This is a genomic window from Pseudomonas sp. WJP1, assembly GCF_028471945.1.
In the GTDB taxonomy this organism is placed as follows: Bacteria; Pseudomonadota; Gammaproteobacteria; order Pseudomonadales; family Pseudomonadaceae; genus Aquipseudomonas.
The window spans coordinates 4765559-4791920 of sequence record NZ_CP110128.1 but is presented as its reverse complement, the minus strand read 5'-3'; the positions used below and the strand labels follow the sequence as shown (position 1 = coordinate 4791920).

The 26362-nt window shown below is 60.5% G+C and carries 22 protein-coding genes; 1 reads left to right on the top strand and 21 read right to left on the bottom strand.

The genetic code is table 11. From position 1 onward, the window contains the following. From nuoM to OH720_RS21430, 21 genes are all read right to left on the bottom strand, one after another. On the bottom strand, positions 1–1533 hold the full coding sequence (gene nuoM, locus OH720_RS21530) for an NADH-quinone oxidoreductase subunit M (protein ID WP_008061980.1): 1533 nt from the start codon (positions 1531–1533) through the stop codon (positions 1–3). A 39-nt stretch (positions 1534–1572) separates the two neighbouring features. Beyond that, positions 1573–3426, bottom strand: coding sequence for an NADH-quinone oxidoreductase subunit L (gene nuoL, locus OH720_RS21525; RefSeq protein WP_272602836.1), 1854 nt, complete (start codon positions 3424–3426; stop codon positions 1573–1575). Beyond that, the gene (gene nuoK, locus OH720_RS21520) at positions 3423–3731 is read right to left on the bottom strand and encodes an NADH-quinone oxidoreductase subunit NuoK (RefSeq protein ID WP_007946416.1); all 309 of its coding nucleotides are present in this window, start codon (positions 3729–3731) and stop codon (positions 3423–3425) included. The genes nuoL and nuoK overlap by 4 nt, the downstream gene beginning before the upstream one ends. A 2-nt stretch (positions 3732–3733) precedes the next feature. Beyond that, entirely contained in the window at positions 3734–4237 is a 504-nt protein-coding gene (nuoJ, locus tag OH720_RS21515) for an NADH-quinone oxidoreductase subunit J (protein ID WP_008061982.1), read from the bottom strand. A gap of 9 nt (positions 4238–4246) precedes the next feature. Further along, positions 4247–4792, bottom strand: coding sequence for an NADH-quinone oxidoreductase subunit NuoI (gene nuoI / locus OH720_RS21510; RefSeq protein WP_007970449.1), 546 nt, complete (start codon positions 4790–4792; stop codon positions 4247–4249). A gap of 12 nt (positions 4793–4804) precedes the next feature. Next, on the bottom strand, positions 4805–5812 hold the full coding sequence (gene nuoH, locus OH720_RS21505; protein WP_272602835.1) for an NADH-quinone oxidoreductase subunit NuoH: 1008 nt from the start codon (positions 5810–5812) through the stop codon (positions 4805–4807). Continuing rightward, positions 5809–8523, bottom strand: coding sequence for an NADH-quinone oxidoreductase subunit NuoG (gene nuoG, locus OH720_RS21500; protein ID WP_272602834.1), 2715 nt, complete (start codon positions 8521–8523; stop codon positions 5809–5811). Before nuoG ends, nuoH begins: the two co-directional genes overlap by 4 nt. Positions 8524–8660: 137 nt before the next feature. Further along, positions 8661–10016 (bottom strand): NADH-quinone oxidoreductase subunit NuoF, encoded by a 1356-nt coding sequence (nuoF, locus tag OH720_RS21495; RefSeq protein WP_020799543.1) that lies wholly within the window; start codon positions 10014–10016, stop codon positions 8661–8663. Continuing rightward, positions 10013–10510: an NADH-quinone oxidoreductase subunit NuoE gene (gene nuoE / locus OH720_RS21490; protein ID WP_008053447.1), complete on the bottom strand. Its 498-nt coding sequence runs from the start codon at positions 10508–10510 to the stop codon at positions 10013–10015. Before nuoE ends, nuoF begins: the two co-directional genes overlap by 4 nt. A 2-nt stretch (positions 10511–10512) precedes the next feature. After that, entirely contained in the window at positions 10513–12297 is a 1785-nt protein-coding gene (gene nuoC / locus OH720_RS21485; protein WP_272602833.1) for an NADH-quinone oxidoreductase subunit C/D, read from the bottom strand. 73 nt (positions 12298–12370) lie between these two features. Then, positions 12371–13045, bottom strand: a complete 675-nt coding sequence (locus tag OH720_RS21480; protein WP_008061991.1) for a NuoB/complex I 20 kDa subunit family protein — start codon at positions 13043–13045, stop codon at positions 12371–12373. 10 nt (positions 13046–13055) lie between these two features. After that, entirely contained in the window at positions 13056–13469 is a 414-nt protein-coding gene (locus OH720_RS21475) for an NADH-quinone oxidoreductase subunit A (RefSeq protein ID WP_003223812.1), read from the bottom strand. 474 nt (positions 13470–13943) lie between these two features. Beyond that, on the bottom strand, positions 13944–15269 hold the full coding sequence (aceA, locus tag OH720_RS21470) for an isocitrate lyase (RefSeq protein ID WP_007970439.1): 1326 nt from the start codon (positions 15267–15269) through the stop codon (positions 13944–13946). A gap of 473 nt (positions 15270–15742) precedes the next feature. Beyond that, positions 15743–16504 carry a secretin N-terminal domain-containing protein gene (locus tag OH720_RS21465; protein ID WP_272602832.1) on the bottom strand — a complete coding sequence of 254 codons (762 nt, stop codon included), beginning with the start codon at positions 16502–16504 and terminating at the stop codon, positions 15743–15745. 217 nt (positions 16505–16721) lie between these two features. Further along, positions 16722–17147 (bottom strand): GNAT family N-acetyltransferase, encoded by a 426-nt coding sequence (locus tag OH720_RS21460; protein ID WP_032831798.1) that lies wholly within the window; start codon positions 17145–17147, stop codon positions 16722–16724. Beyond that, positions 17140–18309, bottom strand: a complete 1170-nt coding sequence (locus OH720_RS21455) for a ribosomal protein uL16 3-hydroxylase (RefSeq protein WP_272602831.1) — start codon at positions 18307–18309, stop codon at positions 17140–17142. The genes OH720_RS21460 and OH720_RS21455 overlap by 8 nt, the downstream gene beginning before the upstream one ends. A gap of 86 nt (positions 18310–18395) precedes the next feature. After that, positions 18396–19766 carry an adenylosuccinate lyase gene (gene purB / locus OH720_RS21450; RefSeq protein WP_272602830.1) on the bottom strand — a complete coding sequence of 457 codons (1371 nt, stop codon included), beginning with the start codon at positions 19764–19766 and terminating at the stop codon, positions 18396–18398. A 124-nt stretch (positions 19767–19890) separates the two neighbouring features. Then, complete coding sequence (hflD, locus tag OH720_RS21445; protein WP_272602829.1) at positions 19891–20514, bottom strand: high frequency lysogenization protein HflD; 624 nt, start codon at positions 20512–20514, stop codon at positions 19891–19893. Further along, positions 20511–21644, bottom strand: a complete 1134-nt coding sequence (gene mnmA / locus OH720_RS21440) for a tRNA 2-thiouridine(34) synthase MnmA (RefSeq protein ID WP_272602828.1) — start codon at positions 21642–21644, stop codon at positions 20511–20513. The genes hflD and mnmA overlap by 4 nt, the downstream gene beginning before the upstream one ends. A 59-nt stretch (positions 21645–21703) precedes the next feature. Next, a complete protein-coding gene (locus OH720_RS21435) occupies positions 21704–22150 on the bottom strand; it encodes an NUDIX hydrolase (protein ID WP_272602827.1) in 447 nt (148 codons plus the stop codon). A gap of 214 nt (positions 22151–22364) precedes the next feature. Then, positions 22365–24590, bottom strand: coding sequence for an NADP-dependent isocitrate dehydrogenase (locus OH720_RS21430; protein ID WP_008062015.1), 2226 nt, complete (start codon positions 24588–24590; stop codon positions 22365–22367). Positions 24591–25084: 494 nt separating this feature from the next. On the opposite strand from OH720_RS21430, the gene icd reads away from it, so the two are divergent. Beyond that, on the top strand, positions 25085–26341 hold the full coding sequence (icd, locus tag OH720_RS21425; protein WP_007951441.1) for an NADP-dependent isocitrate dehydrogenase: 1257 nt from the start codon (positions 25085–25087) through the stop codon (positions 26339–26341). Positions 26342–26362 lie beyond the last annotated feature (21 nt).

Sequence of the window (26362 nt, the reverse complement as noted above, 5' to 3'; positions counted from 1 at the left end):
TTACCGGGCCGAAGCGAGTTGAGTGAAGGCGGTGCCGAGCCATTGCTGCACGCCATGCATCGTAGCGGCAGAGGTATCGAGGAACGGTTGCGGGTAGACGCCGATGTAGATCAGCAGCGCTGCCAGACCGACCACCATGATCATTTCGCGACCGTCCATGCCATGCAGTACCGCGTCCGACTTGGCCGGGCCGAAGTACGCACGGTGGATCATGATCAGCGAGTAGACCGAACCGAACACCAGGCCGGACGTCGCGATGATGGTGACCCATGGAGCGATCGGGAAGGTGCCGATCAGGATCAGGAACTCACCAACAAAGTTACCGGTACCCGGCAGGCCCAGGGACGCGGCTGCGAAGAACAGGCTGAGGGCCGGCAGGTAGGCGATCTTCGACCACAGGCCACCCATTTCACGCATGTCGCGGGTGTGGGTGCGTTCGTACAGCTGGCCACTCAGGATAAAGAGTGCCGCGGCCGACAGACCGTGCGCCAGCATCTGCATCACTGCGCCCTGCAGCGCCAGTTGGCTGCCGGAGTAGATGCCGATCAGAACGAAGCCCATGTGGGAAACGGACGAGAAGGCGATCAGACGCTTGATGTCGGTTTGCGCGAACGCCAGGAACGCACCGTAGAAGATCCCGATCAGACCCAGGGTCATGGCGAACGGCGCGAACTCGGCCGACGCATTCGGGAACAGCGGCAGGGCGAAACGCAGCAGGCCGTACGCAGCAGTTTTGAGCAAGATACCGGCCAGGTCCACGGAACCTGCGGTCGGTGCCTGGGCGTGAGCGTCAGGCAACCAGGAGTGGAACGGCACGACTGGCAACTTCACCGCGAAGGCGATGAAGAAGCCGAGCATCAGGATGTACTCGGTGGTCGTCGACATCTTGGTTTTCAACAGGTCGGCGTAGTTGAAGGTAATCACGCCGGTGTCGTTGAAGTTGACCAGTACCAGGCCCAGGATCGCCACCAGCATGATCAGGCCGGAAGCCTGAGTGAAGATGAAGAACTTGGTCGCCGCGTAGATCCGGGTTTTCTTGCCGTCCGAAGAACTGTGACCCCAGAGCGCGATGAGGAAGTACATCGGCACCAGCATCATTTCCCAGAAGAAGAAGAACATGAACAGGTCGAGGGCCAGGAACACGCCGACGACACCGCCCAGGATCCACATCAGGTTCAGGTGGAAGAAGCCAACGTGACGCTGGATCTCTTTCCACGAGCAGAGGACCGAAAGGACACCCAGCAGGCCGGTCAGCATGATCATCAGCAGCGACAGGCCGTCGAGGGCCAGGTGCACGCTGATGCCGAAACGCTGGATCCAGATGTGCTTGAACTCAAGCACCCAGGCCGGGTCGGCGCCAGGCGCCGGGGCAAACGAATAGTCGCCGTGGGCCCACAGCCAGAGGCCGAGGGCGAGCAACAGGGACATGGTGATCAGCGCAATCCAGCGGGGGAGGGTGGCGCCGAAGCGCTCACCCAGCCAGCACAGCAGGCCGCCGATGAAGGGTATCAGGATTAGCCAAGGCAGAATCATGACGGGCTCAATTCCTTTCGCAAGTTCGCAAGGTTCATATCAGACCGCTACCAGCACGACGGCGCCGATTACCAGCACGGCACCAGCAGCCATCGAGGCGGCATACCAACGCAGTTGACCGGTCTCGGTACGGCTCAGGGCGGTGTGACCGCCTTTGGCCATGCGCGGGATCAGACCGATGGTCTGGTCGAGCGGGTCTTTGCGCAGGATGTGGCTGATCGCCAGGTAAGGCTTGACGAACAGTTTGTCGTAGATCCAGTCGAAGCCCCAGGCAGCGAACCACCAGGCCGACAGGAAGCGGCCGATGCCGCTGTTGGCGATGGCGGTGACGAAGCGACGCTTGCCGAGGAACAGCAGCGCGGACAGCAGGATACCGGCCAGGGCGATGGCGCCCGAAGCGATTTCCAGGCTGTGCTTGGCTTCGCCGCCGGCATGGCCGACGCTTTGCGGCAGCACGCCATGCAGCGGTGGAACGATCATTGCGCCGACGAAGGTCGACAGCACGATCAGCACCGACAGTGGCAGCCAGTGAGCGATACCGTGACCGGCGTGGGCTTCGGTCTTCGCTTCACCGTGGAACGCGATGAAGATCAGGCGGAAGGTGTACAGCGACGTCATGAACGCACCGACCAGACCTGCATACAGCAGGCCTTCGTGGCCGCTGGCAAACGCTTCCCAGAGGATTTCGTCCTTGGAGTAGAAGCCCGCGGTCACCAGTGGCAGGGCCGCCAGGGCCGCGCCGCCGACGATGAAGCTGGCGTAGGCCAGGGGCAGTTTTTTCCACAGGCCGCCCATCTTGAAGATGTCCTGCTCGTGGTGGCAGGCAACGATCACCGCACCGGAAGCAAGGAACAGCAGGGCCTTGAAGAAGGCGTGGGTCATCAGGTGGAAGATCGCACCATCCCAGGCACCAACGCCCAGGGCCAGGAACATGTAGCCGATCTGGCTCATGGTCGAGTAGGCGAGGATACGCTTGATGTCGGTTTGCACCAGTGCGGCGAAACCGGCCAGGACCAGGGTCACGCCACCAACGATGCCTACCAGGTGCAGGATTTCCGGCGCCAGGGTGAACAGGCCGTGGGTACGGGCGATCAGGTAGACGCCCGCGGTCACCATGGTTGCGGCGTGGATCAGTGCCGAAACCGGGGTAGGACCGGCCATCGCATCCGCCAGCCAGGTTTGCAGCGGCAGTTGCGCGGATTTACCGACAGCGCCGCCCAGCAGCATCAGGGTGGCCATGACCATCCAGAAGTCGCCGGCCTGGAATTTCTGCGGTGCCAGCACCAGCAGTTCCTGGACGTTCAGCGTGCCCAGTTGGGCGAACAGGATGAACAGGCCGATGGCCATGAACACGTCGCCGATACGGGTCACGATGAAGGCCTTGAGCGCGGCGTTACCGTTGTTGCGGTTGCTGTAGTAGAAACCGATCAACAGGTACGAGCACAGGCCCACGCCTTCCCAGCCGAAGTACAGGAACAACAGGTTATCGCCCAGCACCAGGAACAGCATGCTGGCGATAAACAGGTTGGTGTAGGCGAAGAAACGCGAGTAACCGGCTTCACCGCGCATGTACCAGGATGCGAACAGGTGGATCAGGAAGCCGACGCCGACCACCACACCGAGCATGGTCAGGGACAGACCATCCAGGTACAGGGCAAAGTTCGGCGTGAAGCCTTCCACCGCCATCCACTGCCACAACACCTGGGTGTAGTGGCCGCCTTCAGGTGGTGCGACGTTGAACTGCCAGATCACGTAAGCGGTGACGATGGCAGACAGGCCGACGGAACCGACGCCGATCAGCGCCGAGAGGTTTTCCGAGAGGCGTCCACGGGAGAACGACAGCAGCAGGAAACCAATGAGAGGGAATACGAAAGTCAGATAGAGAAAATTCATCCGCGCATCTCACTGGCAGCGTCGATATCGAGCGTGTGGAAGCGGCGATACAGTTGCAGCAGGATCGCCAGGCCAATACTGGCCTCGGCGGCTGCCAGGCTGATCACCAGGATGAACATGATCTGTCCATCCGGCTGCGCCCAGCGGCTACCGGCAACGATGAACGCCAGCGCGGAGGCATTCATCATGACCTCCAGGCTCATCAGCACGAAAAGAATGTTGCGGCGGACCATCAGGCCGACCAGGCCGAGGCAGAACAGGATGCCGGCGACCGCCAGACCATGCTCCATGGGGATAGCAGGCATCGTCATTGCTCCTTGGCTTCGTTGCGGCCCAAGTGGAACGCCGTGACGGCTGCGGCGAGCAGCAGCATCGAGGCGAGTTCGACCACCAGCAGGTACGGACCGAACAGGCTGATGCCCACGGCCTTGGCGTCTACGGTGGTGTGGCCGACGGCTTCACCGGTCTGGTGGGAGAACAGCACGTACAGCAGTTCCACCAGCAGCAGTGCGGCCAGGGCGACCGGGCCGCCCCAGATACCGGGCTTGAGCCAGACGCGCTCCTGCTGAACCGAGGCGGGCCCCAGGTTCAGCATCATCACCACGAATACGAACAGCACCATGATGGCGCCAGCGTAGGCGATCACTTCCAGGACACCGGCGAACGGCGCGCCGAGGGCGAAGAACGTCATCGCCACGGCGATCAGCGAAATGATCAGGTAGAGCAGGGCGTGCACAGGGTTGGTGTTGGTGATCACGCGAAGCGTGGACACCACAGCGATACCCGATGCGAAATAGAAAGCGAATTCCATCTTTCTTCCTTAAGGCAGCAAGCTCTTCACGTTGATCGGTTCGGCTTCATTCTGCGCGGAGCCTTTCGGCTTACCGGCAATCGCCATACCTGCAACACGATAGAAGTTGTAATCAGGGTTTTTGCCGGGGCCGGAGATCAGCAGATCTTCTTTCTCGTAAACCAGGTCCTGACGTTTGAACTCGGCCATTTCGAAATCCGGTGTCAGCTGGATCGCGGTGGTCGGGCAGGCTTCCTCGCAGAGGCCGCAGAAAATGCAGCGCGAGAAGTTGATGCGGAAGAAATCCGGGTACCAGCGACCGTCTTCGGTTTCAGCTTTCTGCAGCGAGATGCAACCGACCGGGCACGCGACGGCGCACAGGTTGCAGGCTACGCAACGCTCTTCGCCGTCGGGGTCGCGGGTCAGGACGATACGGCCACGGTAGCGCGGCGGCAGGTAGACCGGTTCTTCCGGGTACTGCAACGTGTCGCGCTTGCGGAAGGCGTGGCCGAAAATCATCACCAGGCTGCGAAGCTGGGTGTAGAAGCCATGCACGATGTCAAATATGTACTTCATGATTCTCTATCCTCACTGAGCCGCGACGGCGGGCGTGTTGAGCAACACGATCGCAGCGGTCACCAGCATGTTGACGAGGGTCAGCGGCAAGCAGAACTTCCAGCTGAAATCCATCACCTGGTCATACCGTGGGCGCGGAATCGAGGCGCGCAACAGGATGAACATCATGATGAAGAAAGCGGTTTTCAGTGCGAACCAGATGAACGGGATCTGCGGCAGGATGTTGAACGGACCGTGCCAGCCACCGAAGAACAAGGTCACCAGCAGTGCCGAAATCAACACGATGCCGATGTACTCGCCAACGAAGAACATGCCCCATTTCATACCGGCGTATTCAATGTGGTAACCGTCGGCCAGTTCCTGTTCCGCTTCCGGCTGGTCGAACGGGTGACGGTGAGTCACGGCCACGCCAGCGATGAAGAAGGTCAGGAAACCGAAGATCTGCGGAATGATGAACCACATGTTCTGCGCTTGGTATTCAACGATGTCGCGCATGTTGAACGAGCCCACCTGGATCACGATGCCCATCAACGACAGGCCCATGAACACTTCGTACGACACGGTCTGTGCCGAGGCCCGCAAGCTGCCCAGCAGGGCGAACTTGTTGTTGCTCGACCAGCCGGCGAACAGCACCGCGTAGACCGACAGGCCGGCCATGGCGAAGAAGAACAGGATGCCGATGTTGATGTCCGCCACGCCCCAGGTCGGGGTGATCGGGATGATCGCGAAGGCAATCAGCAGGGCGCTCATGGCGACTACCGGTGCCAGGGTGAAGATCATCTTGTCGGCGAATGGAGGCGTCCAGTCTTCCTTGAAGAACATCTTGATCATGTCGGCGGCGATCTGGAACGCGCCGAACGGACCGACGCGGTTCGGACCGTAACGGTCCTGCCAGAGGGCGAGCAGGCGACGCTCGACCCAGCTGAGCAGGGCGCCGCAGACCACCACGGCAAGCAGGATCACCACGGCCTTGAGGACCGCGATGATGATGTCGATCACTTCAGGAGTGAACAAGGTCATTGCGCTGCCTCCTGCAGACCGTCAACGGATTTGCCAAAGATTGCTGGCGGAATGCCGGCGATGCCCGCAGGCAAGGCCACCAGGCCAGCGCCCAGTTCTTCGTTGATGCGCAGCGGCAGACGCAGGGTCTGGCCAGCCACGTTCAAGCTCAGCATGGCGCCGTCGTTGACACCCAGGCGGTCGGCTTCGGACTTGGCCAGGGCGACGTAGGCGGCCGGGATGCGTTCCTGGACCGGCGCGGCTTTCGAAGAGTTCTCTTCGCTGCCGAACAGGTGGAAGAACGGCACGACCTGCCAGGTACCCGGGGCCGGGTTGAACGCGCGCGGAACAGCGGCGAACCAGTTCAGCGAATCACCGCTGCTTTCGATCAGGCGGGTGCCCGGGTCGCCAGCGCGGATGTGACCACCGACTTCGTCCTGGAACTTGTTCCAGGCTTGCGGCGAGTTCCAGCCCGGAGACCAGGCGAATGGCACTTGCTGACGTGGTTCGGCCGAACCCGAGTAACCTTCCATGGAGAAGGCGAACGCGGTGTCCTTGTCCTGCGGGGTACGCGGCTCGTGCACGCTGATGTCGGCACGCATGGCGGTACGACCGGAGTAACGCAGCGGTTCACGGGCCAGTTTCATGCCCTTGATGCGGAACGCGGCGGACGGTGCAGCATCGACGATGCGGTTCAGTTGCGGCGTGCTCGAAGCCACGGCGGCGGTGACGTGGTCCAGTTGGGTCCAGTCGATCGGCTTGTTCAGCAGGGTCGCGCGCAGGGCATGCAGCCAGCGCCAGCCTTCGTGAACCAGGATGCTGGCATCCATGTACTTCGGATCGAACACCTGGAAGAAACGCTGGGCGCGGCCTTCCTGGCTGACCAGGGTACCGTCGCCTTCAGCGAAGCTGGCGGCTGGCAGGACCAGGTGCGCGCGATCGCTGGTGGCGGTCTTCTGGTGATCAGCCGCGATCAGCACTTTGGCGGCGGTCAGGGCAGCATCGACCTTCGCTTTGTCGGTACGGGTGTACAGGTCGTTTTCCAGCACGACGATGGCGTCGGCTTTACCGTCGATCACCGCTTGCAGCGCGGCGTCGACCGATTCGCCACCGAGCATGGCCAGGCCGAGGCTGTTGGCCTCTGGCACGATCAGGCTGATGGAACCGTTCTTCTCGCGCAGCTTCAGGGCCTTGGCGATGTTGGCGGCAGCCTCGATCAGCGCTTTGGAACCCAGGGAGGTACCGGCGATGATCAGCGGGCGCTTGGCCGCGAGCAGGGCGTCGGCGATGCGCTTGGCCAGCTCGAGGGCTTCGGCGTCCAGGCCTTCTACGGCTGGAGCGCTGGCGTCGAGGGCGTGAGCCACGGCGAAACCGATGCGGGCCAGGTCGTCGGGCGCTGCGTGCACGCACTCTTCAGCGATGTCGTCGAGCTTGGTTTCAGCCAGGCTTGCGATGAACAGCGGGTTCAGCGCGTGCTGGCCGATGTTCTTCACCGCGGCGTCGAGCCAAGGCTGGACGCGCATGGCGTCGGCCATGTCTTCGGCCTTGCCCTTGACCGATTGACGCAGGGACAGCGCCACACGGGCGGCGGTCTGGGTCAGGTCTTCACCGAGGACGAAGATGGCGTCGTGGTCTTCGATGTCGCGCATGTTCGGCACAGGCAGCGGGCTGTCTTTGAGCACCTGCAGTACCAGACGGATACGTTCCAACTCGGCGGCTTCGATACCGGAGTAGAAGTGCTCGGCGCCGACCAGTTCGCGCAACGCGTAGTTGCTTTCGAGGCTGGCGCGTGGCGATCCGATGCCGACGATGTTGCGACCGCGCAGCAGGTCAGCGGCTTTATCCAGGGCTTCGTCGAGGCTCAGCTTGGCGCCGTTGGCCAGCAGTGGCTGACGTGGACGGTCGGTGCGGTTGACATAGCCATAGCCGAAACGGCCACGGTCGCACAGGAAGTACTGGTTGACCGAACCGTTGTAGCGGTTTTCGATACGACGCAGTTCGCCGTAGCGCTCGCCCGGGGAGATGTTGCAACCGCTGGAGCAGCCATGGCAGATGCTCGGCGAGAACTGCATGTCCCACTTACGGTTGTAGCGCTCGGAGTGAGTCTTGTCGGTGAACACACCGGTCGGGCATACCTCGGTGAGGTTGCCGGAGAACTCGCTTTCCAGCACGCCGTCTTCAACGCGACCGAAGTACACGTTGTCGTGGGCGCCGAATACGCCGAGGTCGGTGCCGCCAGCGTAGTCTTTATAGAAGCGCACGCAGCGGTAGCAAGCGATGCAGCGGTTCATTTCGTGGGAAATGAACGGGCCCAGTTGCTGGTTCTGGTGGGTACGCTTGGTGAAGCGGTAACGGCGCTCGTTGTGGCCGGTCATTACCGTCATGTCTTGCAGGTGGCAGTGACCGCCTTCCTCACAGACCGGGCAGTCGTGAGGGTGGTTGGTCATCAGCCATTCAACAACGCTGGCGCGAAACGCCTTGGACTCTTCATCGTCGATGGAGATCCAGGTGCCATCGGTGGCAGGGGTCATGCAGGACATGACGATACGACCACGGGTGTCGTTCTCGTCGGTGTACTGCTTGACCGCGCACTGGCGGCAAGCGCCAACGCTGCCAAGGGCGGGGTGCCAGCAGAAGTAAGGAATATCGAGGCCTAGCGACAGACATGCCTGTAACAGGTTGTCTGCCCCGTCGACTTCGAGCGCTTTGCCGTCTACGTGGATAGTGGCCATGGTTCAAAGTTCTTCGTTGGCCCGGTGTCAGCGGGCGTGGCTAATGGAATCTTGTTATCCGCGCGAATCAACACAGCCGGTAAAGGCGTCATCGCACGAAAAGCGAAGGGCACGGACCCTTCGCCTTGTTTAAGCGTTTACGCGCCGACTACGATCGGCCTGGCCAGAGGCGGGACGGCGGCGCGGGTAGGCGCGATGCCGGCTTCGAACTCGTGGCGGAAGTATTTGATGGCACTGCCCAACGGCTCCACGGCACCCGGTGCGTGAGCACAGAAGGTCTTGCCAGGGCCGAGGAAGCCGACCAGACCCAGCAGGGTCTCGATGTCGCCGGCTTGCCCTTCACCGTTCTCGATGGCCATCAGCAGCTTGACGCTCCATGGCAGGCCATCGCGGCACGGGGTGCAGAAGCCGCAGGATTCGCGGGCGAAGAACTGCTCCATGTTGCGCAGCAGGGACACCATGTTGACGCTGTCGTCCACCGCCATGGCCAGGCCGGTACCCATACGGGTGCCCACCTTGGCGATGCCGCCGGCGTACATTTGTGCGTCCAGGTGTTCCGGCAACAGGAAGCCGGTACCGGCGCCGCCAGGCTGCCAGGCCTTGAGCTTGTAACCGTCGCGCATGCCGCCGGCGTAGTCTTCGAACAGCTCGCGAGCGGTGACGCCGAATGGCAGTTCCCAGAGGCCAGGGTTCTTGACCTTGCCGGAGAAGCCCATGAGCTTGGTGCCCATGTCTTCGCTGCCTTCGCGAGCCAACGATTTGTACCAGTCCACGCCGTCGGCAATGATTGCCGGCACGTTGCACAGGGTCTCGACGTTGTTCACGCAGGTCGGCTTGCCCCACACGCCAACGGCGGCCGGGAAGGGCGGCTTGGAGCGCGGGTTGGCGCGGCGGCCTTCGAGGGAGTTGATCAACGCGGTTTCTTCACCGCAGATGTAACGCCCGGCGCCGGTGTGCACGAACAGCTCGAAATCGAAGCCGCTGCCCAGGATGTTTTTACCCAGCAGGCCCGCTGCCTTGGCTTCTTCCACGGCACGGTTGAGGTGCTTGGCGGCGGTGGTGTACTCGCCACGCAGGAAGATGTAGCCACGGTAGGTTTTCAGTGCGCGGGCACTGATCAGCATGCCTTCGATCAGCAGATGGGGCAGTTGCTCCATCAGCATGCGGTCTTTCCAGGTGTTCGGCTCCATTTCATCCGCGTTGCACAGCAGGTAGCGGATGTTGATGGATTCGTCTTTGGGCATCAGGCCCCACTTCACGCCAGTGGGGAAGCCTGCACCGCCGCGACCCTTGAGGCCGGAGTCTTTCACGGTCTGGACGATATCGTCCTGGGCCATGTCGGCGAAGGCCTTGCGCGCAGCAGCGTAACCGTTCTTGGCCTGGTACTCGTCGAGCCATACGGCTTCGCCGTCGTCACGCAGGCGCCAGGTAAGCGGGTGAGTCTCGGCCGAACGCTTGATGCGGTTGGCCGGGCCGAAGGAAGTCAGGGTCATACGTAGCCCTCGAGCAATTTGGCAACGCCTGCTGGCTGCACATCACCGAAAGTGTCGTCGTCGATCATCAACGCCGGCGCCTTGTCGCAGTTGCCGAGGCAGCAGACCGGCAGCAGGGTGAAACGACCGTCGGTGGTGGTCTGACCCAGGCCGATGCCGAGTTTGCTCTGGATTTCGCTGACCACCGACTCGTGGCCGCCGATGTAGCAGACCATGCTGTCGCAGACGCGAATGATGTGACGGCCTACTGGCTGACGGAAGATCTGGCTGTAGAACGTCGCCACGCCTTCAACGTCGCTGGCCGGGATGCCGAGGATCTCGCCGATGGCGTACAGGGCGCCGTCCGGCACCCAGCCACGTTCCTTCTGGACGATCTTCAGGGCTTCGATCGACGCCGCGCGCGGGTCTTCGTAGTGATGCAGCTCGTGCTCGATGGCCGAGCGCTCGGTTTCACTCAAGGTGAAACGGTCTGTCTGGATAAGCGTGCTGTTCATGCTTAGCGGTCCACGTCGGCCATAACGAAATCGATACTACCCAGGTACGCGATCAAGTCCGCGACCATGCTGCCTTTGATCACCGAAGGGATCTGCTGCAGGTGCGGGAAGCTTGGGGTACGAATCCGGGTGCGGTAGCTCATGGTGCCGCCATCGCTCGTCAGGTAATAACTGTTGATGCCCTTGGTCGCTTCGATCATCTGGAAGGATTCGTTGGCCGGCATGACCGGGCCCCACGAAACTTGCAGGAAGTGCGTGATCAAGGTTTCGATGTGCTGCAGCGTGCGCTCTTTCGGTGGCGGGGTAGTCAGCGGGTGATCCGCCTTGTACGGGCCTTCCGGCATGTTGCGCAGGCACTGGTCGATGATCTTGATGCTCTGGCGCATTTCTTCCACGCGCACGATGCAACGGTCGTAGGCATCGCCATTGGCCGCCAGCGGTACTTCGAATTCGAAGTTCTCGTAGCCGGAGTATGGACGTGCTTTACGCAGGTCGAAGTCGCAACCGGTGGAACGCAGGCCGGCACCGGTGACACCCCATTCCAGGGCTTGCTTGGTGTTGTAGTCGGCGACGCCGATGGTGCGGCCACGCAGGATGCTGTTGTCCAGGGCGGCTTTCTGGTATTCGTCCAGGCGCTTTGGCATCCACTCGACGAAGTCCTTGACCAGTTTTTCCCAGCCGCGCGGCAGGTCGTGGGCGACACCACCGATGCGATACCAGGCCGGGTGCAGGCGGAAACCGGTGATGGCTTCGATCACCGTGTAGGCACGCTGACGGTCGGTAAAGGTGAAGAACACCGGGGTCATGGCGCCGACGTCCTGGATGTAGGTACCCAGGAACAGCAGGTGGCTGGTGATCCGGAAGAACTCGGCCATCATGATGCGGATGACGTCGACCTTCTCCGGCACCTTGATGCCGGCCAGCTTCTCGACCGAGAGCACGTACGGCAGGTTGTTCATCACGCCGCCGAGGTAGTCGATACGGTCGGTGTAAGGGATGAAGCTGTGCCAGGACTGACGCTCGGCCATCTTCTCGGCACCACGGTGGTGGTAGCCGACGTCCGGTACGCAATCGACGATCTCTTCACCGTCCAGCTGCAGGATGATACGGAACGCACCGTGCGCCGAAGGGTGGTTGGGACCCAGGTTGAGGAACATGTAGTCCTCGTTCGGGCCGGAACGCTTCATGCCCCAGTCTTCAGGCTTGAAGCGCGCGGCTTCTTCCTCGAGCTGTTGCTTGGCCAGGGTCAGGCTGTACGGATCGAACTCGGTGGCACGGGCCGGGAAGTCCTTGCGCAGCGGGTGACCTTCCCAGGTCGGCGGCATCATGATGCGCGACAGGTGCGGGTGGCCTTTGAAGTCGATGCCGTACATGTCCCAGACTTCACGCTCGTACCAGTTGGCGTTCGGCCAGATGCTGGTAACGGTCGGCAGGCTGAGGTCGCTCTCGGACAAGGCGACCTTGATCATTACGTCACTATTACGTTCGATCGACATCAGGTGGTAGAACACGGAGAAGTCGACGCCGTTCGGCAGCCCTTGACGCTTGGTGCGCAGACGCTCGTCCACGCCATGCAGGTCATAGAGCATGACGTACGGCTTGGGCAGGTTGCGCAGGAAGGTCAGGACTTCGACGAGTTTGGCGCGGGCAACCCAAAGCACCGGCATGCCGGTGCGGGTAGCCTGGGCGGTGAACGCCTCCGGGCCAAAACGGTTGTTCAGTTCGACGACCACATCCTGGTCGTCTGCCTTGTAAGGCGGGATGTACAGAGCACTGCCTGTAGTCATGGTTATTTAATCGCTTTCGGTCAACGTAAAGAATGAAGCCAGTGTCTCGTTCTATTAAAGAAGCAGAGCTGGATCAGACTTCGTCGGGGCTGCGCAGGTTGGTGACTGCGATTCGCTGTTCGCGGCGCTTGTCCTTTTCGGAAGGCATCTCGGCGCGATACACGCCTTGATCGCCAACGACCCAGGAAAGCGGACGACGCTCCTGTCCAATCGACTCCTGCAACAGCATCAAGCCTTGCAGGAAAGCTTCAGGGCGGGGCGGGCAGCCAGGCACGTAGACGTCCACGGGCAGGAACTTGTCCACCCCTTGAACGACGGAGTAGATGTCGTACATGCCACCGGAGTTGGCGCACGAACCCATGGAGATGACCCATTTAGGCTCGAGCATTTGCTCGTAGAGACGCTGGATGATCGGCGCCATCTTGATGAAGCAGGTACCGGCGATAACCATGAAATCCGCCTGGCGCGGCGATGCCCGGATAACCTCGGCGCCAAAGCGCGCGATGTCGTGGGGCGCCGTGAAGGCGGTGGTCATTTCCACGTAGCAGCACGAAAGACCGAAGTTATACGGCCACAGGGAGTTCTTGCGCCCCCAGTTGATCGTGCCGTTAAGCACGTCTTCGAGCTTGCCCATGAAAATGTTTTTGTGGACTTGATCTTCTAACGGATCGGAAACGGTTTCCCGTTGGCCAATCGGATACTGCTCGTTAGGAGCATCGGGGTCGATCCTGGTGAGATTGTATTGCATTGCCAAAGCCTCATTGTTTCAGCTTCGCTTGCCGCTTGCGCCGAGCTTCCGGAGCCCAGTCAAGGGCGCCCACTCGGAATAGGTAGACAAGGCCTGCCAACAGAATTGCTATGAAAACGAGAGCTTCGACGAATCCGGTCCAGCCGCTTTCGCGGACGGACACAGACCATGCAAAGAGAAAGAGGGCTTCGATATCGAAGATCACGAAGAGCATCGCGACCAGATAGAATTTGGCTGAGAGCCGCAAGCGGGCGCCACCTGTAGGTAGCATGCCGGACTCGAACGGTTCGTTTTTGCTGCGGCCCCAGGCTTTTGACCCAAGGAGGCTGGAGACGCCCAGCATGAAGGCACAGAGGCCGACGACGCCTAGAAGGAAAATGGCAAAGCCCCAGTTGTGGGCCATGAGTCCTGTCGCTTCGGGCATGCTGGAAATCCTTAACAGAGAGCAAAGGTCTCTGAGCTTGAAAAGGTAACAACGCAGTGACGATATGTCGCAGCAATCAATCCCGCTGATTTTATGGCTAAACACCCAGCAAGTAAAATTCCTATAGCGAAATTATTTATAGGAATAAGGACATGGCGAGCGGTAAAAGCGCCGTAGCCCTTGCGTTGCGGGCATTAGCCGGCTTTTCGGGAAATATGTTTTGTTGGGAATGTAACGAACATTTTTTTGATAAATGATAATCAATATTGTTTGGGTGGGTTTTTAAACTGTTTATCCTTCAGGGCGTTGGGAAGTTGTCTTATATGACGGTTATAGCAAGTTGCACGCGGGGCTGTTTTGCCTGTTTTTGAATGCGCAAAAAAAACGCCCCGAACCAGTCGGGGCGTCAGGTGTGCAGCGCTGCGGTTAGCTTTCTATAGGGCCCGCGGCGGCTGATGTCTCAAGCGAAGCAGATCAGTGGAACTGTTCTTCTTCGGTCGAACCGGTCAGTGCGGTTACCGACGACGAGCCGCCCTGGATCACGGTGGTCATGTCGTCGAAGTAGCCGGTGCCCACTTCCTGCTGGTGAGCCACGAAGGTGTAGCCTTTGGCAGCGTCAGCGAATTCCTGCTCCTGCAGCTTCACGTAGGCAGTCATGTCGTTGCGGGCGTAGTCGTGCGCCAGGTTGAACATGCTGTGCCACATGTTGTGAATGCCGGCCAAGGTGATGAACTGGTGCTTGTAGCCCATGGCGGACAGTTCGCGCTGGAACTTGGCGATGGTCGCGTCGTCCAGGTTTTTCTTCCAGTTGAAGGAAGGCGAGCAGTTGTACGACAGCAGTTGGTCCGGGTATTCCTTCTTGATCGCTTCAGCGAAGCGACGAGCCTCGTCCAGGTCCGGCTTGGCGGTTTCGCACCAGATCAGGTCGGCGTACGGCGCGTAGGCCAGGCCGCGAGCGATCGCCTGGTCCAGGCCGGCGCGCACTTTGTAGAAACCTTCCTGGGTACGTTCGCCAGTCACGAATGGCTGGTCGTACGGGTCGCAGTCCGAAGTCAGCAGGTCGGCGGCGTTGGCGTCGGTACGGGCCAGGATGATGGTCGGGGTACCGGCAACGTCAGCCGCCAGGCGGGCAGCGGTCAGCTTTTGTACGGCTTCCTGGGTAGGAACCAGTACCTTGCCGCCCATGTGGCCGCATTTTTTCACGGAAGCCAGCTGGTCTTCGAAGTGAACGCCGGCGGCGCCTGCTTCGATCATGCTCTTCATCAGCTCGTAGGCGTTCAGTACGCCACCGAAACCGGCTTCGGCGTCAGCCACGATTGGCGCGAAGTAGTCGATGTAGCCAGCGTCGCCCGGGTTCTTGCCGGCTTTCCACTGGATCTGGTCGGCACGACGGAACGAGTTGTTGATGCGCTTGACCACGGTTGGAACCGAGTCCACCGGGTACAGCGACTGGTCCGGGTACATCGATTCGGCGGAGTTGTTGTCCGCAGCCACTTGCCAGCCCGACAGGTAGATCGCCTGGATACCGGCTTTGACTTGTTGTACAGCCTGGCCGCCGGTCAGGGCGCCCATGCAGTTGACGAAATCTTTCTCAGGACGGAAGGCTGGCTTGGCACCCTGGGTAACCAGGTTCCACAGCTTCTCGGCGCCCATTTTTGCAAAAGTGTGCTCAGGTTGAACCGAGCCACGCAGGCGGACGACGTCAGCAGCGGAGTAAGTGCGTGTCACGCCTTTCCAGCGCGGGTTTTCAGCCCAGTCTTTTTCGAGGGCTGCAATTTGCTGTTCGCGTGTCAGTGCCATGGGAGATAAACCTCGTCGCGTCTTATGAAAAGTTGTTCTGCGGTGGAAAATTCCTGCGCTCGCTGACCAGAAGCTTAGGCGGTCAAGTCGGATTCGGCGGGGATGGCGACGGGATGAACGATGGGCTCGAGGGGAAGTGAGCAGGTAAAGGCGAACTGCGGGCGCATTCGGGCGTCGTGGGCCTTGGTACGAACATCAGTGTAGTGCCGGGTTACCTAATTACGCTTCCGTCCCTCGGGACAACTTCGTTCCAGTCGGCAACCTCGTCAAACACACCTTGTGGGCGGTACAGACACGAAGCGGTTCGCGGGGTAGGTGCGAACATCGCCTCGAAGGCCCTTGCCAGGGCCCCTGGTTAGCGGGAGCGAGGCCATCATGCCTTTGCTTTTTTGGCTCGTCAAACGTTTTGTAGTGCTTTTTTTCAAGCACTACATCTTTGGTCTAATACGACTTGTCAGTCAGTTTTTGATGTCTCAGTCCAAAGTATCGACTTTCACCCGCAGTGTCATGTCATCGCGCCCCTGGGTCCCGTAGCTGCGGGCCACGCCCTGTTTGTCAGCCTGGGTCTGGCGATTCACCCCGGCCAGCAGGATCCATTCGCCCAGGCGGCCGGTGACGGTTGTGTCGGTGCTTTGCACGTTCACTACATCGGGACGTTCCTGGCTCATGCGGTCACGGTTGGTACTGATCGACAGGCGAACGATCTCGCCGGTGACGTTGGCGGTGACATAGAAGCCCTGGGTGACGTTGCGGTATTCGGTCTGGCTGCGCAGGTCGCCGTAGGAGTCGACCTGGGTGCTGGTCAGCGGAACGCTCTGGCCGACCTGGATCAGTGCCGGCATGCCGTCGGTAGCCTGGACTTGCTGGATGCCACCTTCGCGGCTGGCGGTGCTGTGGCTGATGATGCGGGTCTGGCTCGGCCTGGCGCCGTTCACCGAGTAACCCTGATCGCCCTGGACGTTGTTTTCGTTGGTGTCGACGGTGATCAGCAGGCGTTTGGGCGCGGTATCGAGTTGGCTCAACAAGGCTTTAAGTTCGTCGATCTTGCGCTGATCGGCGTTGACGATGAGTTGATTGCCGTAGGCGCTGACCTGGCCTTCCTTGCCGATGAAATCCTGCGCCACCGGTAGCATGTCGGCGCTGCTGTGGTAGTTCAGCGGCACGATTTCAGTGGCTGCCATGAGCGAAAAACTGCAGGTCACCAGCAGTGTGGTGAGCAGGGTGCGTAGGGACATATCCGTTATCTCCGCCAGCTTCAAATTGTTGATATTGCCAGTTTGTCGGCCCGGGAGGGGGCAAGTTGAATCCTAGACAGCAAAACGCCCCGGCATCCGAAAATGGCGGGGCGTTTTGTGGTGTTCTTTCGGGCCTCTTCGCGGGCAAGCCTCGCTCCTACAGGGGGCACACTTAACCTGTGGGAGCGAGCCTGCTCGCGATGGGCGCGACTCGGTATCAAGCCGAATGGCGGACCATGTCCACATGCGGAATCCCTGCTTCCAGGAACTCCTCACTGACCATGTGGAAGCCCAGGCGCTCATAGAACGCCGTGGCTTGCACCTGGGCGCTGAGCATCTGCTGCTTCAGCCCGCGCTCTTCGGCTTCACCGATCACCGCGTGCATCAGCGCATCGCCGACTTTCAGGCCGCGCCAGTCCTTGAGCACCGACACCCGGCCGACGTGACCGTCTGGCAGCAGGCGGGCGGTGCCCACCGGAAAGTCGCCTTCGAGGGCCAGGAAGTGCACGGCCGTCACATCATCGGCATCCCATTCCAGCTCGGGTGGCACGGATTGCTCGGCGACGAACACCGCTTCACGAATGCGCCGGATCTCGGCGTTGTCCTTCTGCCAGTCTGCGACACGTACGTGAATCTTATTCATCGGCAAACCCCAGGCTTCCTTGCTTGACCAGTTCGCACAGCAGGCCGCGGCCGTCTTCGTCTGTCAACCAGTCACCCAGGTTGTCGACGTGCAGCGCGTCGGCGGCGCAGATCATCTTCAGCAGCTCGCGCAGTTTGCCCGGCAGGTAACGGCTTTGGCCGCTGGCGAACAGCAACAGGTCGTCATCGACTTCCGACCAGGCCAGGCGTGCGCTCGGGTTGCGGATCAGTACTGCACCTTGCTCCAGTGCGCCGAGCACGTCGCCTTCCTCGAGGTCTTCAGGGCCGACCACCAGTTCCGGATAGCGTGGCTCGGTCATGAACTGGCCGAACCAGGTCAGCAGCAGGCGCTCGTCGCTCATGTGCTCGGCCAGCAGGCTTTTCAAGCGGTCGAGGGCGTCGTGCTGAATCTGGTGCGGATCGACCGCAGGCACGGCGTCGGCGTCGGTGTAACGCTCTTCGTCCGGCAGGAACTGGCTGAGGAAGTCGGTGAAGTGGGTCAGCACTTCGGCGGCGCTCGGCGCGCGGAAACCGACGGAGTAGGTCAGGCAGTCGTCGACGGCCACGCCGCAGTGGGCCAGGCGCGGCGGCAGGTAGAGCATGTCGCCCGGTTCCAGCACCCATTCATCGGTGGCTTCGAAGTCGGCGAGGATGCGCAGGTCCGCGTGTTGCAGCAGCGGGCTTTCGGAGTCGCACATCTGGCCGATTTTCCAGTTGCGCTTGCCGTGGCCTTGCAACAGGAATACGTCGTAGTTGTCGAAGTGCGGACCGACGCTGCCACCGGGGGCGGCGAAGCTGATCATCACGTCGTCGATGCGCCAGCTCGGCAGGAAGCGGAAGTGTTCCAGCAACTCGCTGACTTCCGGCACGAACTGGTCGACGGCCTGCACCAGCAGGGTCCACTCGCGCTCCGGCAATTTGCTGAACTCGTCTTCGGCAAACGGGCCGCGACGCAATTCCCATGGGCGCTCGCCGTTCTCGATGATCAGGCGCGATTCGACTTCTTCTTCCAGCGCCAGGCCGGCCAGTTCGTCGGCATCGATCGGGCTTTCGAAATCGGGAATCGCCTGACGGATCAACAGCGGTTTTTTCTGCCAGTAGTCGCGCAGGAACTCGCGTGCCGTGATGCCGCCCAGAAGTTGAAGAGGAATGTCAGGATTCATGTGTAACCTATTGAAAAAAAGCACTTTTCATACGGGAATAAAAACGCCCGGCGCGGCCGGGCGTCTTAAAAGGGTCAAGCGGTCGATCAGATGCGTTTGGCTTGCGCTACAGCGTTGCCGATGTAGTTCGCCGGTGTGAGCAGTTTCAGCTCAGCCTTGGCGGCGGCTGGCATGTCCAGGCCGTCGATGAAAGTTTGCAGCGCTTCAGGGCTGATGCCTTTGCCGCGGGTCAATTCTTTCAGCTTTTCGTACGGGTTTTCGATGTTGTAGCGACGCATGACCGTCTGGATTGGCTCGGCCAACACTTCCCAGCAGGCGTCCAGGTCAGCGGCAATCTTCTGCTCGTTGAGCTCCAGCTTGCTGATGCCCTTGAGGCTGGCTTCGTACGCGATCACGCTGTGGGCGAAGCCGACACCGAGGTTGCGCAGTACGGTGGAGTCGGTCAGGTCGCGCTGCCAGCGGGAGATCGGCAGCTTGCTCGCCAGGTGCTGGAACAGCGCGTTGGCGATGCCCAGGTTGCCTTCGGAGTTTTCGAAGTCGATCGGGTTGACCTTGTGCGGCATGGTCGAGGAGCCGATTTCGCCAGCGATGGTGCGCTGCTTGAAATAACCCAGGGAGATGTAGCCCCAGATATCACGGTCGAAGTCGATCAGGATGGTGTTGAAGCGCGCGATCGCGTCGAACAGCTCGGCGATGTAGTCGTGCGGTTCGATCTGCGTGGTGTACGGGTTGAAGCCCAGGCCCAGCTCGTCTTCGATGAAGGCGCGGGCATTGGCTTCCCAGTCGATCTCAGGGTAGGCCGACAGGTGAGCGTTGTAGTTGCCGACAGCGCCGTTGATCTTGCCCAGCAGTGGAACGGCAGCGACCTGGGCGATCTGGCGCTCCAGGCGGTAAACCACGTTCGCCAGTTCCTTGCCCAGGGTGGTCGGCGAAGCCGGTTGACCGTGGGTGCGCGACAGCATCGGCACGTCGGCGAAACGGATGGCCAGTTCGCGGATGGCGTTGGCGGTCTGGCGCATCAGCGGCAGCATCACGTCATCACGGCCTTCGCGCAGCATCAGGGCGTGGGCCAGGTTGTTGATGTCCTCGCTGGTGCAGGCGAAGTGGATGAATTCGCTGACCTTGGCCAGTTCCGGCAGCTTGGCCGCCTGCTCCTTGAGCAGGTATTCGATGGCTTTTACGTCGTGGTTGGTGGTGCGCTCGATCTCTTTGACACGCTCGGCGTGCTCCAGGGAGAAGTTTTCCGCCAGGGTGTTCAACACCGCGTTGGCTTCGGCGGAGAACGCCGGCACTTCGCTGATGGCAGGGTGAGCGGCCAGGCGCTGGAGCCAGCGCACTTCAACCAGGACGCGGGCACGGATCAGGCCGTACTCGCTGAAAATTGGGCGCAGGGCCTGGGTTTTGCCGGCGTAGCGGCCGTCAACAGGGGAAACCGCAGTGAGCGAAGAGAGCTGCATGGGGTGTTCTCGGACAGTCGGGCAACGAAATGGGGCGCGTATCATACATGAAAAAATCCGCCGGTCCGTCGCCAACTGACCGGCGTATTACGCGTATTGCTAAGTTCTGTGCTGTCGATGCGGGTTATTCGTTACGCATCAATGGGTAAAGCTCTTTGAGCAATTTGCGACGACTGATCACCAGCTGCCAGCGATGACCGCCCAATTGCCGCCACAGGCGTGCCGAACGAATGCCGGCCAGCAGCAGGGCGCGAATTTTCGAGGCGTTGCTCGGTTGCTGCAGGTTGCGCATGTCACCGTGCACCTGGATACGTTGGCGCAGGGTGCTCAAGGTGTCCTGATACAGCGCGCCGCAAGCGGCGATCACGTTTTCGTGGGCCGGGCCGAAGTGCTCGACCTGGGACTGGATCTGCGGCAGGCGCTTGCCAATGATCTCCAGCATGTCCTCGCGCTTGGCCAACTGGCGCTCCAGGCCCAGCATGGCCAGGGCATAGCGCAGCGGTTCGCGCTGCAGGGCGCTAGGGTCGCGTTCGAGGGCACCGATCAAGGCGCGATAGCCTTCGCGCAGGTTGATATCGTCGCCACCATAGACTTCCAGGGTGTCCTTGGGGTCGCGAATCAGCAGGCTGCCGAGCATGCAGGTCAGGCCGGCCTCGTTGGTCTGGCCGGTCTTGGCGATCTTGTCGACCAGTACGGCGGCGAGGAATACGCCGCCCAGCGCCGTCAGTTGCTCCTGGGTCGGGCTCATTGGGCCTGGCCCTTGCTGGTCCAGGGTTCCGCCACTTCGATCACGCCGCCGCCGAGGCAGATCTCGCCGTCGTAGAACACCACGGATTGACCGGGAGTGACCGCGCGTTGCGGGTCATCGAAGGTCGCGCGATAGCCGGTAGCGGTTTTCTCCAGGGTGCAGGGCTGGTCGCCCTGGCGATAACGAACCTTGGCGGTCAGCTTGCGTGGCTGCCTCAGGTCGATCGGGTTGACCCAATAGATATCCGAGGCCAGCAGGGCGCGGGAGAACAGCCACGGGTGATCGTTACCCTGGCCAACGATCAGTTCGTTGTGTTCCAGGTCCTTTATCAACACGTACCACGGCTCGTCGCTGGCGTCTTTCAGGCCGCCGATGCCCAGGCCTTGGCGTTGGCCGATGGTGTGGTACATCAGGCCATGGTGGCGGCCGATGATTTCACCTTCGGTGGTCTTGATCTCGCCTGGTTGCGCCGGCAGGTATTGCTTGAGGAAGTCGCTGAAGCGGCGTTCGCCGATAAAGCAAATGCCGGTGGAATCCTTCTTTTTCGCGGTCGCCAGCTCGTATTTTTCGGCAATGGCGCGAACCTGGGGTTTTTCCAGTTCACCGACCGGGAACAGGGTCTTGGCGATCTGTTCGCCGCCAACGGCGTGCAGGAAGTAGCTCTGGTCCTTGTTCGGGTCCAGGCCCTTGAGCAGTTCGGTGCGGCCGTCGATGTCGCGGCGGCGCACGTAGTGGCCGGTGGCGATCAGGTCGGCGCCGAGCATCATGGCGTAGTCGAGGAACGCCTTGAACTTGATCTCGCGGTTGCACAGGATGTCCGGGTTCGGCGTGCGTCCGGCCTTGTATTCGGCCAGGAAGTGCTCGAACACGTTATCCCAGTATTCGGCGGCAAAGTTGGCGGTGTGCAGCTTGATGCCAATCTTGTCGCACACGGCCTGGGCGTCCGCCAGGTCGTCCATGGCGGTGCAGTATTCGGTTCCGTCGTCTTCTTCCCAGTTCTTCATGAACAGGCCTTCCACCTCATAGCCCTGCTCGATCAGCAGGAGGGCGGAAACGGAAGAGTCCACGCCGCCGGACATGCCGACAATGACGCGCTTCTTTTGTGTGTCAGAAGGGGCTGGATCACGCATAGGGATTCAATGAGTGTCTTGAAAAAGGACGCGATTCTAACAGGCTCGGGCCTGCAAGGCTAAAGAGAAGGGCGGATCAATTCGAGGCCGAAGTGTTTTCCGTCCAGATAATCGTCAATGCAACGGATGATCAGTTCGCTGCGCCAGTTGTCGCGCTGGCCGATTAATTCTTCGCGGGTCAACCACTTGGCGCCGACGATGCCGTCGTCCAGTTGATACTCGGGGTGATGTTTCAACGGTTTGGCGATGAAACAGACCCGTTGATAGGTTACGCCGTTGCTCGGGGCGGTATAGAGATAAATGCCCAGTACGCCGGTGGCTTCGACGTCCCAACCGGTTTCCTCGAGGGTTTCGCGCACCGCGGCCTCGGTCAGGGTTTCGTTGGGGTCCAGGTGGCCGGCGGGCTGGTTGAGTACCACGCGTCCGTGCTTGAGTTCCTCGACCATCAGGAAGCGGCCGTTGTCTTCGACGATTGTGGCGACGGTGATGTGGGGTTTCCAGTCCATAAACATCCTCGATTTCCATTGTTGAAACACGATCCACTGTAGGAGTGAGCCTGCTCGCGATAGCGGTGGGTCAGGTAAGTCAATGTTGAATGATATACCGCTATCGCGAGCAGGCTCGCTCCCACAGGGGGCGGTTTCGACAGATAAATTTGTGTGGAGCCTGAAAACACAAACCCCGGCACATGGCCGGGGTTTGTGATGTTCCCTTACAACCTTAAACCAGCGCAGCTACCGCCGCGTTGAAGGTTGCGCTTGGGCGCATGGCCTTGCTGATCAGCTCGGCATTGGCGTGGTAGTAACCGCCGATGTCCACTGGCTTGCCTTGAACGGCGTTGAGCTCGGCAACGATGGTTGCTTCGTTCTCGGTCAGGGTCTTGGCCAGGGTCGCGAACTGCGCTTGCAGTGCAGTGTCTTCAGTCTGGGCAGCCAGGGCCTGAGCCCAGTACAGCGCCAGGTAGAAGTGGCTGCCGCGGTTGTCGATGTTGCCGACTTTGCGCGATGGCGACTTGTTGTTGTCCAGGAACTGGCCGGTGGCCTGGTCCAGGGTTTTCGACAGTACCAGGGCTTTCGGGTTGTTGTAGTTCACACCCAAATGCTCAAGGGAAGCGGCCAGGGCCAGGAACTCGCCCAGGGAATCCCAACGCAGGAAGTTTTCTTCCAGCAGTTGTTGCACGTGCTTCGGAGCCGAACCGCCAGCGCCGGTTTCGAACAGACCGCCGCCATTCATCAGCGGAACGATCGACAGCATCTTGGCGCTGGTGCCCAGTTCCATGATCGGGAACAGGTCGGTCAGGTAGTCGCGCAATACGTTGCCGGTTACCGAGATGGTGTCCTTGCCTTCGCGAGTGCGGCGCAGGGTGAATTTCATTGCGTCGACAGGTGCCATGATCTGGATGTCCAGGCCGGCAGTGTCGTGATCCTTCAGGTAAGCCTGGACTTTCTCGATCACTACGCCGTCGTGGGCGCGCATCGGGTCCAGCCAGAAGATCGCCGGAGTGCTGCTGGCGCGAGCACGGTTGACGGCCAGCTTGACCCAGTCCTGGATCGGCGCGTCTTTGGTCTGGCACATGCGGAAGATGTCGCCGGCTTCAACCGACTGTTCCAGCAGCAGGGTGCCGTTGGTGTCGGTCACGCGGACAACACCGTTGGTCTTGATCTGGAAAGTCTTGTCGTGGGAACCGTACTCTTCGGCTTTTTTCGCCATCAGGCCAACGTTCGGCACGCTGCCCATGGTGGTTGGATCGAACGCGCCATTGGCCTTGCAGTCTTCAATCACTGCCTGGTAGATGGTGGCGTAGCAGCGATCCGGGATCACGGCCTTGGTGTCGTGCAGCTGGCCGTCGGTGCCCCACATTTTGCCGGAGTCGCGGATCATTGCCGGCATCGAGGCGTCGACGATGACGTCGCTCGGCACGTGCAGGTTGGTGATGCCTTTGTCGGAGTTGACCATGGCCAACGACGGACGAACGGCGTAGACCGCCTGGATGTCCGCTTCGATGGCGGCTTGCTGCTCGGCAGGCAATGCCTTGATGCGCGAGTACAGGTCGCCGATGCCGTTGTTCAGGTTGAAGCCGATCTGCGCCAGCACGTCAGCGTGCTTGGCCAGGGCGTCCTTGTAGAACTCGGCAACGATCTGGCCGAACATGATCGGGTCGGAGACCTTCATCATGGTGGCCTTCAGGTGAACCGACAGCAGCACGCCTTGTGCCTTGGCGCTTTCGATTTCAGCGGCGATGAAAGCGCGCAGGGCGTTTTTGCTCATCACGGCGCAGTCGAGGATCTCGCCAGCCTGAACGCTGGTTTTTTCTTTCAGGACGGTGGTGGTGCCGTCTTGAGCGATCAGTTCGATCTTGACCGCGCCTGGGGCGTCGATCAGGGCGGCTTTTTCGCTGCCGTAGAAGTCACCGCTGCTCATATGAGCGACGTGGGACTTGGAGTCTGCAGCCCAGGCGCCCATTTTGTGCGGGTGCTTGCGCGCATAGTTCTTGACCGACAGCGGGGCGCGACGGTCGGAGTTGCCTTCGCGCAGTACCGGGTTCACGGCGCTGCCCTTGACCTTGTCGTAGCGCGCCTTGGCTTCTTTGTCGGCGTCGCAGGTCACGGTTTCCGGGTAGTCCGGCAGTGCGTAGCCCTGGGCTTGCAGTTCCTTGATCGCGGCTTGCAGCTGCGGAACCGAGGCGCTGATGTTCGGCAGCTTGATGATGTTGGCTTCAGGCGTAACGGCCAGGGCGCCCAGTTCGGCGAGGTGGTCGGCTACGGCTTTGTCGCCCAATTGCTCGGGGAAGCTGGCCAGGATGCGCCCTGCAAGAGAGATATCGCGGGTTTCAACGGCGATATCAGCCGAGGCGGTGAAGGCCTCTACGATAGGCAACAGTGAATAGGTGGCGAGGGCGGGAGCTTCGTCGGTGAAGGTATAGATGATCTTCGAGCGGGTGGGCATATTCGGATTAACTCTCTCTTCTTTGCTAAAGCGTGCGCAGAAACTCGAGGGGCGCCGGGTAAGCGCGTTCGTTCAAAGTCATCCATGAGCCGAATATCGAGATTTCGTTGCTGTGATGTTGGGTGCATCAGTAGGGCGTCAAGCAGAAGGGCTGCGGTAGCAGACCCTCTCATCGGGCGGAAACACTCGTCGTAGAGCTGTTCAGCCTGACGTGACCCTTTAGTCAGCGGCAGCATTATACATAGGTAGCTGGCAATCTGCCGATGCTTCATACGCATCGATTGTCGTCCATTGGTCTAAAGGTCGCAGGGGCGAGCTGCGCGTAATGTCATTCATCGTGCTTGAGTTTGGCGTTTTTCCCTTTGCTTTCAGGCTTGTAGCTCGCGGGTTACATGGCTTTGCGGCATATGAATAGAACATAGGGTTTGCGCGCCGATTTAACTGGGTTACGCTCGAACCAAGCCAGATGTTCAATCCAATCAATGGAGTTCAGCATGGGTTACAAGAAGATTCAGGTTCCAGCCGTCGGCGACAAAATCACCGTCAATGCAGACCATTCTCTCAATGTTCCTGATAATCCGATCATCCCGTTCATTGAAGGCGACGGCATTGGCGTCGACGTCAGCCCCGTCATGATCAAGGTTGTCGATGCTGCCGTGGAAAAGGCCTACGGGGGCAAGCGCAAGATTTCCTGGATGGAAGTCTATGCTGGCGAAAAAGCTACACAAGTCTACGACCAGGACACCTGGCTGCCCCAGGAAACCCTGGATGCCGTTAAAGATTACGTCGTTTCCATCAAGGGCCCGCTGACCACGCCGGTCGGTGGCGGTATCCGCTCGCTCAACGTTGCCCTGCGCCAGCAGCTGGACCTGTATGTGTGCCTGCGGCCGGTGGTGTGGTTCGAAGGTGTGCCTAGCCCGGTGAAAAAACCTGGCGACGTGGACATGGTGATCTTCCGCGAGAACTCCGAAGACATCTATGCCGGTATCGAGTGGAAGGCCGGCTCGCCGGAAGCCACCAAAGTCATCAAGTTCCTGAAAGAAGAAATGGGCGTAACCAAGATCCGTTTCGACCAGGACTGCGGCATCGGCATCAAGCCGGTTTCGAAAGAAGGCACCAAGCGTCTGGTGCGCAAGGCCCTGCAATACGTGGTGGATAACGACCGCAAGTCGCTGACCATCGTGCACAAGGGCAACATCATGAAATTCACCGAAGGCGCCTTCAAGGACTGGGGCTATGAGGTGGCGAAGGAAGAATTCGGCGCCGAGCTGCTCGATGGCGGCCCGTGGATGAAATTCAAGAACCCGAAAACCGGCCGCGAAGTCGTGGTCAAGGACGCCATCGCCGACGCCATGCTCCAGCAGATCCTGCTGCGTCCAGCCGAATACGACGTGATCGCCACGCTGAACCTCAACGGTGACTACCTCTCCGACGCCCTGGCGGCGGAAGTGGGCGGTATCGGTATCGCGCCAGGTGCCAACCTGTCCGACACCGTGGCCATGTTCGAAGCCACCCACGGTACTGCACCGAAGTATGCCGGCAAGGACCAGGTCAACCCGGGGTCGGTGATCCTTTCGGCAGAAATGATGCTGCGTCACCTGGGCTGGACCGAGGCGGCGGACCTGATCATCAAGGGCACCAATGGCGCGATCAAGGCCAAGACCGTGACCTATGACTTCGAGCGCCTGATGGAAGGCGCAACGCTGGTGTCGTCTTCCGGGTTCGGTGAAGCGCTGATCAAGCACATGTAAGCAAACGACAGGCGCACAAAA

Excerpts from the sequence above, each read along its gene's own strand:
- nuoM (WP_008061980.1), bottom strand. The coding sequence starts at position 1,533 with ATGATTCTGCCTTGGCTAATCCTGATACCCTTCATCGGCGGCCTGCTG.
- nuoL (WP_272602836.1), bottom strand. The coding sequence starts at position 3,426 with ATGAATTTTCTCTATCTGACTTTCGTATTCCCTCTCATTGGTTTCCTG.
- nuoK (WP_007946416.1), bottom strand. The coding sequence starts at position 3,731 with ATGCCTGCTATCCCCATGGAGCATGGTCTGGCGGTCGCCGGCATCCTG.
- nuoJ (WP_008061982.1), bottom strand. The coding sequence starts at position 4,237 with ATGGAATTCGCTTTCTATTTCGCATCGGGTATCGCTGTGGTGTCCACG.
- nuoI (WP_007970449.1), bottom strand. The coding sequence starts at position 4,792 with ATGAAGTACATATTTGACATCGTGCATGGCTTCTACACCCAGCTTCGC.
- nuoH (WP_272602835.1), bottom strand. The coding sequence starts at position 5,812 with ATGACCTTGTTCACTCCTGAAGTGATCGACATCATCATCGCGGTCCTC.
- nuoG (WP_272602834.1), bottom strand. The coding sequence starts at position 8,523 with ATGGCCACTATCCACGTAGACGGCAAAGCGCTCGAAGTCGACGGGGCA.
- nuoF (WP_020799543.1), bottom strand. The coding sequence starts at position 10,016 with ATGACCCTGACTTCCTTCGGCCCGGCCAACCGCATCAAGCGTTCGGCC.
- nuoE (WP_008053447.1), bottom strand. The coding sequence starts at position 10,510 with ATGAACAGCACGCTTATCCAGACAGACCGTTTCACCTTGAGTGAAACC.
- nuoC (WP_272602833.1), bottom strand. The coding sequence starts at position 12,297 with ATGACTACAGGCAGTGCTCTGTACATCCCGCCTTACAAGGCAGACGAC.
- OH720_RS21480 (WP_008061991.1), bottom strand. The coding sequence starts at position 13,045 with ATGCAATACAATCTCACCAGGATCGACCCCGATGCTCCTAACGAGCAG.
- OH720_RS21475 (WP_003223812.1), bottom strand. The coding sequence starts at position 13,469 with ATGCCCGAAGCGACAGGACTCATGGCCCACAACTGGGGCTTTGCCATT.
- aceA (WP_007970439.1), bottom strand. The coding sequence starts at position 15,269 with ATGGCACTGACACGCGAACAGCAAATTGCAGCCCTCGAAAAAGACTGG.
- OH720_RS21465 (WP_272602832.1), bottom strand. The coding sequence starts at position 16,504 with ATGTCCCTACGCACCCTGCTCACCACACTGCTGGTGACCTGCAGTTTT.
- OH720_RS21460 (WP_032831798.1), bottom strand. The coding sequence starts at position 17,147 with ATGAATAAGATTCACGTACGTGTCGCAGACTGGCAGAAGGACAACGCC.
- OH720_RS21455 (WP_272602831.1), bottom strand. The coding sequence starts at position 18,309 with ATGAATCCTGACATTCCTCTTCAACTTCTGGGCGGCATCACGGCACGC.
- purB (WP_272602830.1), bottom strand. The coding sequence starts at position 19,766 with ATGCAGCTCTCTTCGCTCACTGCGGTTTCCCCTGTTGACGGCCGCTAC.
- hflD (WP_272602829.1), bottom strand. The coding sequence starts at position 20,514 with ATGAGCCCGACCCAGGAGCAACTGACGGCGCTGGGCGGCGTATTCCTC.
- mnmA (WP_272602828.1), bottom strand. The coding sequence starts at position 21,644 with ATGCGTGATCCAGCCCCTTCTGACACACAAAAGAAGCGCGTCATTGTC.
- OH720_RS21435 (WP_272602827.1), bottom strand. The coding sequence starts at position 22,150 with ATGGACTGGAAACCCCACATCACCGTCGCCACAATCGTCGAAGACAAC.
- OH720_RS21430 (WP_008062015.1), bottom strand. The coding sequence starts at position 24,590 with ATGCCCACCCGCTCGAAGATCATCTATACCTTCACCGACGAAGCTCCC.
- icd (WP_007951441.1), top strand. The coding sequence starts at position 25,085 with ATGGGTTACAAGAAGATTCAGGTTCCAGCCGTCGGCGACAAAATCACC.